Genomic DNA, 11122 nt, shown 5'->3' with positions numbered 1-11122 from the left:
AGCCACGGCGTGCAGACACCGCGCCACCCTGCCCGTCTCGCCGGTGGAAGTCATGCCACCACGCCGTCCACAACAGACCTTCTCAAACACGCTCTTAGACCACCGCTAATGTTCAACCAGTTTAGGCGGATCGCGGAACCGTGGTTGGAACGGATAGTGGTCACGACTGGCCCAGAAGAGCTGCCGTACTGAGCAATCGCCGTGCCGGTGAATCCGGCGATTAGCGACATCATGCCGGCTCCCGCCGCGTACACCGCTAGCCGTTGGGCCTGATCCGCCCAGTGAAGCACATTTCCCACGCCAAGCAGATAAACGAACGACAAGTGCAAGCCTACGAGTATTGCCATTAGCAGTAGGTCGACACTTGGTTTATCTGACCACGTGTTCATAAGTCGGACGAGTTTGCCATCGCTATCGTCCGAGTTCTCCGCCATCGCACATCACCACCTCTCTAGGAGATGGTAACGGCAGGGTGTGACAAGTTACTCAGGGGTGCCATAGAGGTCCGGCTTGAGTTGGTCGGCAGCCCTGTAGATCGCCTCGATAGCCGACGCAACCTTTATAGACTTACCTGCTCCGTCAACGACTCGGATCTTCATGGTCTTAGCTAGGCGGTGCTTGACAAAATCGACCTGCTCCTTTTGGAGTTTACCTTCCTCGTCATGCCAGCTAAGGCCAGCGACCGCCTTGTCGAATATGCCAGTGTCTGCCAAGTGTCGGGCTTCACTCAGGATGTTGGACTTCTCCCGGGGGCCGCCATGGTCTTTGGTTGTGCGAAGTAGAAGTTCCACCACGACGTCGCCGTATTGCATCTTTAGGCCCTGAGCAACCTCATATAGGCCCCTACTTTCGGCCAGGTCGGCGATTCGATTCGATTCGAATGTAACCTTCACCAAATTGGCGCCTTCAGCCCGTTCGACTTTGCGCATCGTGTCTCGATCCAGCACGGGAGCGATGGTTATGCGCTGGTCGAGGACCTTGTGTTCATTGATCCAGTGAGCAACGGATGAAACCCGTGGCGCCGCACTGGAGCCTAGAACGAATCCGAAACGATTGCTGTCTGGAAGGAAGTGCATCACCGATACCTCTACCCACGGCTTCGTGGCATCCGACTCGGTGTCGACAATCTCGCCGGTCGAAATATCGAGCGACGAAACCTCATCGCGATGGCGAGCAAGAATCAGGTGATCTGTTTCTTTGTACGTGTAAACCTGTCCCCAATGTGGGATGCCGTTGATTCTATGGCGCCGAGCATCCATGTCTTGGCGAAACACAAACGAAAGGAAGGCTGGCCAGTCGATCGGGGCTTCAAGAGCCCTGCCTTCTTCGTCCTGGACCTCAAAAAAAGGCAACTAGAGCATTTCGGCTCTTTCCGGCCAAAACAGCCTCCGAGGGGCGAAAGCTAATACTTGTCACGCCACTATTTCTTGTCCGCCGCAAAGTGTCAACACCATGTCGAGTCGCATACGAGACAACAAGCCTGTTGCTCCGGGAGGGGGGACCAGCGTCCGAAAGCGCCAGGTCCTCCCGCGTCATGCCGACGCCACCTCCATCGGCCTACTGGCGCCGTAGGCCACGGCACCTGTCGGGCCGTCCGAGGAGCGGACGTGGTGGGCCGGCTCGGTCGGCGAGAAGTCAGCAAGAGGTGCGGCGACTTAGATCGTGCCGTGGCCTTGCTGGAGGTCGGAACACACGTGACGGCCTCGGTTAAGAGTGCCGGCAGGCGAGATCAACATACACACCGAGGAGGCAACTGGTCCGACCTTGGGTGCGATTGAAAGCCAGGACAACTGAGGCTGATTAGACTACTAGAGCCTGCTAGAGATTGAGGCGGAAGTCCTCGATGCGTTGCCGAATAACCACCGACGGATCCTCGCCGCTTTCCTTATTCTTGAGCATTTGCATTACGTCCTCATCGTTCAGGACGATCAACATCTTATTGTGCAAGACCCATTGCTCCCGACGGGTCCACTCGGCTGCCCTGTCGGCTCCTTTCCGCGTGACGATTACGCCGAAGAGCCCCGTTCCGTGCTGCGTCAAATAATTGCACACCTGCAGGACGTGCGACTTGGTCACCAAACCTTGAAGATTTTTGGCGTCTGCGACCAGGTAGTCTGCCTGATAGTGGCTGCGGAGGAATAGCCAGAACCCGGAACTAGAATAGTTCGGCATTATGAAATCTCGCCTATTGACTCCAGGTTCGTTTGCGCTCTCTTCGATAGGGCTGGAGAGCTCTGGACAGAAGAGGTGCTCGAAGATCTCGCGACATAACTTCTGATAGGCGGACCAGTATTTCTTCCCTGGCTCCATCTGTCGAAGGCGTTCCCGCAGTCGACTTGCTTGACTTTGACTGAGTGGTCTGGACTCGTAGTCCTCATCCCCCTCGAAGAACTCGTTGACCTCCCTCGTTAGGCCGACGGCATCACCTGAGTGCATTATCCAGCGCTTGTCCCAAACGTCGATGCCGTGGCGCTGCAGGTAATCGATTTTCTCGGCGGTGAGGAACCCCGGTATTGCCAAGGTTATGCGAACGTCCCGGCGCCGATATAGCTCGGAAACTGCCTGCCTGTACTCCATGAGCTGATCACGCAGGTCGCGGAGCCGACGGGCGGTCTGCGGGTAATTCTTTTTTACCTCTACAACGTGCACGCCCTCAGGTCCTTGTAGGAGGAGGTCTGGCACAAGCCTCGCCGTTACTCGAGTCTCTTCATGAATGGATGCTTCAGGGTGCTGCCGTCTCAGAATCTCCTTCAGTAGGTGCGTTAAGTCACTTTCGGTCCGTCTTGGCTTTGGCTCATCCGGCTTGTTCACGTACTCGATCCTATGTGGATTGGCGCCGGTTGGCGATGTTCCAGCAGTCTGCTTGCGATCGATGGATCGTTCACCCTGACCCGCCCCTCCCCCGTTAAATGACCTCGGAGCGACCAGGACGCATCGGGACGACTTCTAGTGCCCGCAAGGGCCACCACCGCACGCCTCTCCACGTCAGCGGACCTACACGTACGGCCGGAAGACCTCATGCTGCTGTGCTCCAACTGCCACCGGATGATCCACCGGTCCTCGCCCTGGCTGACCCCGGATGAACTCATCTCGCTCGTTGAGCACCACCGGCCGCATTAGCCGTCCCCGCCGCGGCCACCCCTTGCTCCCGGGGGCAGCCAGGAGGCAGCCAAACCAGCAACAACGAACGGTAAGGGTCAACACGAGAGCGCGAAGGCGCGCTGTTTAGCAGCGTGTGGCCGCACCGGACGACATTCAGCGATGCCTCGCAACGGCGTTCGGGACGAAGAGTCTGACTTTCCGCCGGGCGAGGCCGGAAACCGTCACAGACCCTGAGGCGTTGCGGGGCCGACAGTTAGTCCCTTGTGGGAGGGTCGTCAGGGGGTGCTGTTCGATGAATCCTTCGCTCGCGAGAGCGCCTTGGTTGCGGCGACAGTTGTCGCCCATAAGCCTTCCGACCAATCTGAGGCGAGTCGGCAATAGCCGCAGATGTCGGCGTGCCGCTTCTCTTCCGCGGCTTCCTTCGCTGCCTGCTCGACACCCCCTTTGGTGAAAGAGAAAACCTCCGTAGCCAGCGGTTCCAGAAACTTGTTAATTGCGGGGGGGTGTCCCTATGGGTTTCGTCAAGCGGGGACGGGTGCCTGATCTCTCGGCCGTGGTTGGTAGGGGATCTTGTCGCGGAGCATGGCGAACAGGACGTCGCAGCGGCGTCGGGCGAGGCAGATGAGGGCGGCGTTGTGACGCTTGCCTTCGGCGCGTTTGCGGTCGTAGTAGGCGCGGCTGACGGGGTCCGCGAGGGCTGCGAACGCGGCGAGGAAGAAGGCGCGTTTGAGGTTCTTTTTGCCGCCTCGGGGTGGGTGTTCGCCGCGGATACTGCTGCCGGAGCGTCGGGTGACGGGGGCTAGGCCTGCGTAGGCGGCGAGGTGGCCGGGGGTGGCGAAGCTGCTGCCGTCGCCGACTTCGAGCAGGATCCGGGCTGCGGTCCTGACGCCGATGCCGGGCATCGAGGTCAGGACCCCGGCAAGAGGGTGCGCATCAAGCATCCTCTCGACCTGAGTGGCGACCTGGTCGCGTTGTCTCAGGACGTCGCGGAGGCTGTCGGCGAGGCGGGGCAGGATCGTTTCCGCCGCTGTCGTGCCGGGGACGGTGACGGTCTGCTCGTCGAGGGCGGTCATGATCTGCTCGACGAGGCGTTGCCCCATGCGGGGTGCGTGGACGGCGGCGATGGACAGGAGTTTGCGGCGGCCGGCCTTGCGCAGACCGACGGGTCCGCCGCAGCGCGACAGCAACTCCAGGACGGCCTTGTGGTGCAGTTTCGGGCCGAGGACTCGTTCCAGGGCGGGGTGGATCTGGGTGAGCAGTCCTCGGATGCGGTTGGACACGCGGGTGGCTTCGCCGGCGAGGTCGTCGTCGAAACCGACCAGGACTTCCAGTTCGGCCAGGGTCTCGTCGCCGGTGTCGACCCGCCGCAGCGTGTGCGGCAGGGTGCGGGCGGCATCAGCGATGACGTAAGCGTCGCGGGCGTCGGTCTTCGCCGAGCCTGGGTGCAGATCAGCGATGCGGCGCATGGCCAGGCCGGGTAGGTAGGCCACCTGATGCCCGCACGCCCGAGCCACCGCTACCGGCAGGGCGCCGATCGACGCCGGCTGGTCGACCACCACCAACAGCCGACCATGACGGGCGAGTGTGTCGAACAGTTGCGCAGCAGCCGGGCCTCGGTGTTCGGCAGCGCCGCGTCATGCAGCCGCTTGCCGTCCGGAGCCAGCCCGACTGCGTGGTGGTCACCCTTACCGACGTCCAAGCCGAGGTAGACGCCGTATTCGTCGTTCACCAGACCCGCCTCCACGCATCGTCCGTGGCCTCGGCCGCTGGTCCAGGCGTCGGACTGCCGGCAGCCACGTTACGAAGAGACCTACCCCAACACGGGTGGCCGTGTCCCTATCAGCGGTCCACCGACGCCACCCGACCCGGCGACAACACCCCCCGAATTATCCGTACGACAGGGGCAGGAAGTCATACCGGGCCGGGCGACCGAGGGTCCCCGGCTGGGGACGATCAAAAAGGTAACGGGGGGGGGGGGATGTGTCCGTAAACCACTCGGAAGCGGTAAATCCTGTTAGTTGCCTCTTTGTAGAACGGGTAGAATTCCTCGATGCTGCATGTGTGCTGGAGGCGAGGCGCGTCCTTGACGAGGTCCTGTGCGCGATTGTCTAACTCGTCTAGCGTGTCGGCGATTTCAAGGATGGCGCGCTGCCTCAGCTCCTCCTGCAAAAGTTCCATTTGATGCTCGTGGGCCTTCTGCATTTGGTAAGCGGCAGTCTCAAACGCCGAACGCACCTGACGCTCGGCTACTGCTTGATTTGCTGCGACCTGCAGTTTGGTCGTTCTGTCAGTCGCCCGCACCTGCGCGATTGCCGCAATTGCGGTGAAGAGCCCACCCGCAACAGCACCGAGTAGAGCACTGAGCACGCCGGACCAAAAGGGAGTCATCTTCCCATCATGCATGGGCCTCCAAGCCGCCCGGATGTTACGCGACTGTGCCGTCAGTCCAAGTCGAGCAGCGCAGCGTAGGAGTGGAGCAACCTGCCACCAGGGGGTAGCGTTCCCACTCTCAACCGTCGGTACGACTCGGCCGGGACCACCTCCCAGCCTGCTGCAGTTCAATGCTATGGGAGTGGCATCTCGTCGTGAGGCTGAAGGCGCCGACCAGTACGGTGGTCGGGTACAGCAACCCACGACGCAATGCGGATCCGTAGTGACTGCGGTCGTCCCCTCGGCTGCCGGCCAGCCGCAGAAGGCCGGGTTGCAGACCTCTGGGGGTCAAGGCCAGCGCTCTTGTCCGACCATCGTCAGCAAGAAGTCAGCAAGGGGGCACCGTGCGAGTGAAGGCCGAACGGCCTTGGAAGGCGACCCGCACGAACCTGACGGCGTCAGATGGCATGGGTTGGCGTGCGTCGGTCGGTGAGATCAACATTCACACCGAAGAGATCACTGTTTGATCCGGGGGCGCGGCGGGTCCCAAGGCCACTTCACTGAGAAGCGAGCAGCCTGGGGCGTCCACGTGGGAAGAGTCGGGGTACCGTCGATGGGGTGGCGGCCTGCTGATTCGCCAGGCCTCTTGAGCTGGGAGCGGCGCTATGGCCTCGTCCGTCGATCCGCGCTTTGGGGTAGCTCTGCGGGAGTTTCGGGAGCGGCGTGGCCTGTCGCTTCGGTCTCTCGGGCAACTCGCTCACCGGAGTAAGAGCCATCTGCACGAGTTGGAGGCAGGGCTCAAAGCCCCGACGGTCGACACAGCCCGCCACCTGGACCGGGTTTTGGATGCCGGGGGAGTGCTTGCTCGGCTGGTCGATGCGCCGATCGACCATGCGGCCGAGGCCGGCGAGTTGCGGGCGAGAGTCGCCGCCAGTGATGTCAGCAACGACACGCTCGAACGGATCGAGCAGGGCGTTGACGACCTCGCCAGCTCCTATCCGACGATGGCCCCGGCGGATCTGTTGCCGTTGGTGCGGCGGCACCTCTCCTATGTGGTGCGGCTGCTCGACGGGCGGCTAACGCTTGCTCAACAGCGGCGGCTGCTGGTTGCCGGCGGTTGGTTGGCGGTGCTGAGGGCCACGGTTCACATCGACCTGCGGCAGCGGAATTCTGCGGCTGCTCATCTGCGAGCTGCTCGTGACCTTGCTCAACATGCTGAGCATCCCGAGATCCAGGCGTGGTGTCTGGAGACGCGGGCTTGGGACGTGTTGACGCAAGGTGACCACCGTTCAGCGCTCGATCTTTCCCAGCAGGCGCAACGAGTCGCGCCTCCAGGCAGCTCTGCCAGGATCCAGGCGACTGCCCAGGAGGCCCGTGCATGGGCTCGCATCGGAGACGTTGCTGCCACCCGACGAACGCTGGATCGGGTAGAGCGGTTGGCGGCGAACTTGCCCGTTCCCGAGCGAGCCGAGCATCACTATCGCTACGACCCTGCCAAGGCCGCCGCCTACACGGCCACGACTTTGGCATGGGCCGGTGACCCGGGCGCCGAGCAGGTGGCTCGGGCCGTACTGGCCGATCTGGACCCGCACGGCGACGGGGGAGCGCGGCCACGCCGGTCGGCATCGGCGCGTCTCGACCTCGGACTTGCTCTCGTCGCCGCCGGTCAGCCGGACGAAGCGGTTGCGCTCGGGTCGCAGGCTGTGGCATCCGGGCGAGTGGTGCCGTCGAACTGGTGGCGAGCCGCGGAACTGCTGGCCAAGGTCGAGGATCTCGGAGTGCCCGAGGCCGCGATGTTCCATGAACTGTGCGTCGAGTACGCCCCGGGCAGGCGATCAACAGCGGACAGCACACCTGGTTAGCGGACAGTCACCTTCTGGATCGTAGACGCGCGCGGCGCGACGCTGGACCTCACTGAACCGGGCGCGGATCGAGGCACATCAGCAGGTGCCTCTTCGTGTTCTCATCACGGAGGGCCAGAAGATGACGGTGCCTATCGGGCTCCTGCGGCGACTCGCAGGCCGGTACGTCCCTTCGATTCCGACGGCGTACGGCGTCGGGCAGCGCATCCAGATGATGGAGCAGGACATCGCCCGGCGGCGGTTGCTGGACCAGGCGCGCGGCGGGCAACAGGCCCCGGCGGGCGTGGGGGGCACGTCAATGTCGGGGGAGCGGCGCGTCTCGTATGACGAATACCTTTCTGCCACCGCGCTGACTCTTGCTCGCAGGCACCGGCCGGTGTGGTCGTGGCGGCTCTGGCGGCGCATCTGCCGCTGTGGGTCCGACCTGCCGTGCCGCGCCCGGCATCGGATTCCGATCAATCGGGGCCACTGGCCGTCGGAGGGTGAGCAGTGACCAGCGGGCAGGAACAGGCGATCGTCGCGGTTCATGTACGAGGGCTCGACGGCATGTGCGTCGGGTGCCGGGCGTGGTGGGCACGGCTGACTCCGTACCCCTGTTGGCAGGTGGAATGGGCGACCAGCCGGCAGGCGCGGGCGATCACGGCGCGGTTCCTGGAGGGTGTGCGGTGACCACCCACGGCCCGGTCATGCCGGTCTGGAGCTGCGGCGGCTGCGACCTGCCCTGGCCGTGCCCCACCCGGAAGCGGGAGTTGCGGGCGGAGTTCATGGATGCGCCGGTGTCGCTGGCCCTCTACCTCGGTGCCTACCTCGTTCAGGCCACCGAGGACATGCCCTGGACGCCGGCCGGCGTGCTGCACCGCCGCTTCCTCGGCTGGACCCGGGAAGCCGGCCACCTCATGCCGGTAGTGCAGCAGCGAGGTGCAACAACCGTGCCAGCCGAGCCCGGTCGGGACGAGTCGCATTAGGCCCTCTGACCTCGCATCGAGCCTGACCCGGCCATCTCGCCGACAGCTCACACCGAAGCGGTCGGCGTTGGTTTCCGCGACCCGAGCCTGCGGGCGCCGATCAGGTGCCGACGCGGCGTGTCTCGTAGGCCCACATCACGATCTCGACGCGGTTGCGGGCGTTGAGCTTGCGCATCAGGGCGGCGATGTGGGTCTTGACGGTGCTGAGGCTGATGGACAGCTCCTCGCCGATCTCGCTGTTGGTCCGCCCGCGAGCGGCAGCCAGCAGCACCTGTTCCTCGCGAGCGGTCAGCGGCTCGACAGGCTCAGGTGGCACCGAGCGCGAGCGGCTGTTCGCGAAGGAGGACAGGAGCCTCGCGGTGATGTTCGGTGCGATCAGGGCGTCGCCGCGGGCGGCGGCATGGACGGCCTGGGTGAGCATCTCGGCGCCGGCGTCCTTGAGGAGGAAGCCTCGCGCGCCCGCCTTGAGCGCGCCGTAGACGTACTCGTCGAGGTCGAAGGTGGTGATGACGACGACGGCCAGCGGATCGACGACGTCGGCCCCGGCGAGCCGGCGGGTGGCTTCGATCCCGTCGACCTCGGGCATGCGGATGTCCAGCAGGCACACATCGGGACGCAGCGCACGGGCCATGGAGATCGCCCGGCGGCCGTCGGCGGCGTCGCCGACGACGGCGATGCCCGGTTGGGCGTCCAGGATCATGCAGAGCCCTGCCCTGACGATGTCCTGGTCGTCAGCGACCAGCACGCGGATGGTCATGACGCGCGCACTTTCCGAGGAAGCGAGGCGTCGACGCTCCAGCCGCCGTCCGGGGCAGGTCCCGCCCGGAGGGTGCCGCCGAGCAGGCTCGCCCGCTCGGCCATGCCGCGCAGCCCGTAGCCGGGGTGCGGGGAACTGGTCGTGGTCGCCTCGCCGTCATCGCGCACCCGCAGATGCACCTGGCCGCGGGATGCGGTGACGTCGACGGTGACTCCGGTGGCGCCGCGGGCGTGGCGGGTCGCGTTGGTGACCGCCTCGGCGGCGATCAGGTAGAGGGCGGTGCCGACTGCCGGCTCAACGGCCTCGGCGTCACCGGAGACCTGTACGCGGACGCCCAGCACCTCGCCGCCGGGACGAGCGAGTCGCTCGATGTCCGCAACTCCTCGCCGAGGGGCGAGATCGGCGTCCGTACCGTCGCGCAGCACGCCCACGAGGGCTCGCATCTCCCTGAGCGTCCGGGACGCCTCTTCCTCGATGGTGACCAGGGTGGCCAGCGCGCGTTCCGGATCTGTGGCGGCCAGCGCGCGACCTGCCTGTGCCTGGACGGCGATGGCCGAGACGTGATGGCCGACCGTGTCGTGCAGCTCGCGGGCGAGTTCGTTGCGCTGGTGGAGCCGGACCTGCTCGACGTCCCGGTCGTGGCTTCTGGTGCGGTAGCGCACTGCCGCTCCGAGCGCGGCCGAGCACAGGAAGAAGCCGTAACCGGCGACCTTCTCCGCGGGTGAGGTCTGATCCGCGACGAGGGTGACGGGTAGCCAGACGAGGATGACGCCGAGCCCGAGGGCAGCCTCGCGACCAGCCCCCCAGCGCAGCAGGGCGTAGGGCAACACGAGCAGCCCGGCGATGCCCAGCAGGCCGGTGGCGTCGACGACCGCGATCCTCGCGAGGTCGAAGGCGAGAACGGTTCCGAAGGCAACGGCTACCGCGGCCAGCGGTCGCGTGCGTCGATACAGCAGGCACGCCGCGACCACGAGGCTGACACCGACCAGCAGCGGCGCCCATGCCCTGTCGTCGCGCAGCAGCAGCTCGACGACCGAGATCACGACAAGAGCCGAGGACACCGCCCAGTCCCGCCACACCCGCACCGGCGCACCTGTGGGGCGAGGCTCAGCCCAGATCCCAGCAAGCATGCTTCCCCCCTTTCCGGAGAACGTAAGGGGGCCGCCCCTCGGGCGGATCAGCCGAAAGTACGGCGAGTTTCCCGGGCCCGGGGCCAGGACAGCCCGAGCCCGCAAGCGGATGTGGCGCCTGCCAACGCTGGTCATGGTGGAGACATCGAGTGAGCCGACCCGGCTGACGCCAGCAAGCAGGAGACGTGATGACCAGAACCGACAGACGAGCCGGTGCGCTCCAGGAAGCGCGCATCCCGGTCCAGGCGAAGCTCGCCGCGGCCTGGGCCAGCTTCATGTTCCTCTACATCTACGTCGACTACCTCGCCCTGTACAAGCCCGGCTTCATCAACGACATCCTGGCCGGCACCGTGCACGAGTTCGACACGGGCCCGACCTTCGTCGCCCTCGCGCTCACACTCATGGCCGTCCCGATCCTCATGATCCTGCTCTCCGCGACACTCCCCGCCCGCGTCAACCGCGCCACCAACCTCGTCGTGGCAACGCTCTACGTCCCCGTCACGGTGTACAACGCGGACGGCGAGTCCTGGGCCTACCTCTACTTCTACGGCTTCTCCATCGGGCTTGAGCTGTTGCTCCTGGCCTTCATCCTGCGCGCCGCATGGACCTGGCCCCGGGCCGTTCGAGCCACCGCCGGCCGCGGGCTCGCCGCCTTGGAGGGGAATTCTGCCGTCACCGCCGGTTAGGCAGGGGGTGTCGGTCGACGGCTGCCAGCCCGGGTACCGGATCTGGCGGGTCCCGGCCGGGCCGATGGTCAACTGCTCCGTCCCAGTTTGACGCGAGCCTCGGTAGGGAAGTTTCGCGGACACCTCGATGAAGGAGGGGGTATGGAGACGTCCGCTACAGAGGTTGAAAGGCCAAGGTTCGAGTTATCTCGGTGGCTCGGGTTCGAGGGTCATGCCGGTGCTGGCGAAGAAGCCGGCGAGGAGATCGGTC

General features: G+C 64.9%; 9 protein-coding genes and 1 pseudogene. 4 read left to right on the top strand and 6 right to left on the bottom strand.

What is annotated here, in order from left to right:
- Positions 1-482: 482 nt before the first annotated feature.
- The 4 genes and pseudogenes from SM452_RS29980 to SM452_RS29965 form a co-directional block, all read right to left on the bottom strand.
- The gene (locus SM452_RS29980) at positions 483-1352 is read right to left on the bottom strand and encodes a hypothetical protein (RefSeq protein WP_463841184.1); all 870 of its coding nucleotides are present in this window, start codon (positions 1350-1352) and stop codon (positions 483-485) included.
- Between the two features lie 466 nt (positions 1353-1818).
- Complete coding sequence (locus SM452_RS29975) at positions 1819-2811, bottom strand: hypothetical protein (RefSeq protein WP_463841183.1); 993 nt, start codon at positions 2809-2811, stop codon at positions 1819-1821.
- An 812-nt stretch (positions 2812-3623) separates the two neighbouring features.
- Positions 3624-4831: pseudogene (locus tag SM452_RS29970) on the bottom strand (IS110 family RNA-guided transposase).
- Positions 4832-5055: 224 nt separating this feature from the next.
- Positions 5056-5490 carry a hypothetical protein gene (locus SM452_RS29965; RefSeq protein ID WP_463841182.1) on the bottom strand — a complete coding sequence of 145 codons (435 nt, stop codon included), beginning with the start codon at positions 5488-5490 and terminating at the stop codon, positions 5056-5058.
- Positions 5491-6137: 647 nt separating this feature from the next.
- Here SM452_RS29965 and SM452_RS29960 point away from each other — a divergent pair.
- The 3 genes from SM452_RS29960 to SM452_RS29950 all read left to right on the top strand — a co-directional run bounded on the left by SM452_RS29960 (position 6138) and on the right by SM452_RS29950 (position 8299).
- A complete protein-coding gene (locus SM452_RS29960) occupies positions 6138-7334 on the top strand; it encodes a helix-turn-helix domain-containing protein (RefSeq protein WP_463841181.1) in 1197 nt (398 codons plus the stop codon).
- A 489-nt stretch (positions 7335-7823) separates the two neighbouring features.
- A complete protein-coding gene (locus SM452_RS29955) occupies positions 7824-8003 on the top strand; it encodes a hypothetical protein (RefSeq protein ID WP_463841180.1) in 180 nt (59 codons plus the stop codon).
- Positions 8000-8299 carry a hypothetical protein gene (locus SM452_RS29950; protein ID WP_463841179.1) on the top strand — a complete coding sequence of 100 codons (300 nt, stop codon included), beginning with the start codon at positions 8000-8002 and terminating at the stop codon, positions 8297-8299. Before SM452_RS29955 ends, SM452_RS29950 begins: the two co-directional genes overlap by 4 nt.
- A 100-nt stretch (positions 8300-8399) precedes the next feature.
- On the opposite strand, the gene SM452_RS29945 is transcribed toward SM452_RS29950, so the two are convergent.
- Together SM452_RS29945 and SM452_RS29940 are read right to left on the bottom strand one after the other, a co-directional pair.
- Entirely contained in the window at positions 8400-9056 is a 657-nt protein-coding gene (locus tag SM452_RS29945) for a response regulator (RefSeq protein WP_463841178.1), read from the bottom strand.
- Positions 9053-10099 (bottom strand): sensor histidine kinase, encoded by a 1047-nt coding sequence (locus SM452_RS29940; protein ID WP_463841177.1) that lies wholly within the window; start codon positions 10097-10099, stop codon positions 9053-9055. Before SM452_RS29940 ends, SM452_RS29945 begins: the two co-directional genes overlap by 4 nt.
- A gap of 275 nt (positions 10100-10374) precedes the next feature.
- On the opposite strand from SM452_RS29940, the gene SM452_RS29935 reads away from it, so the two are divergent.
- A complete protein-coding gene (locus tag SM452_RS29935) occupies positions 10375-10872 on the top strand; it encodes a DUF6326 family protein (protein ID WP_355512130.1) in 498 nt (165 codons plus the stop codon).
- Positions 10873-11122 lie beyond the last annotated feature (250 nt).

It is taken from the genome of Micromonospora sp. SYSU B005 (genome assembly GCF_055362685.1).
This window is presented reverse-complemented; position numbering and strand designations above follow the sequence as displayed.

Bases quoted from the DNA above. Each gene is read 5' to 3' on its own strand.
- SM452_RS29965 (WP_463841182.1), bottom strand. From the start codon at position 5,490: ATGACTCCCTTTTGGTCCGGCGTGCTCAGTGCTCTACTCGGTGCTGTT.
- SM452_RS29960 (WP_463841181.1), top strand. From the start codon at position 6,138: ATGGCCTCGTCCGTCGATCCGCGCTTTGGGGTAGCTCTGCGGGAGTTT.
- SM452_RS29945 (WP_463841178.1), bottom strand. From the start codon at position 9,056: ATGACCATCCGCGTGCTGGTCGCTGACGACCAGGACATCGTCAGGGCA.
- SM452_RS29935 (WP_355512130.1), top strand. From the start codon at position 10,375: ATGACCAGAACCGACAGACGAGCCGGTGCGCTCCAGGAAGCGCGCATC.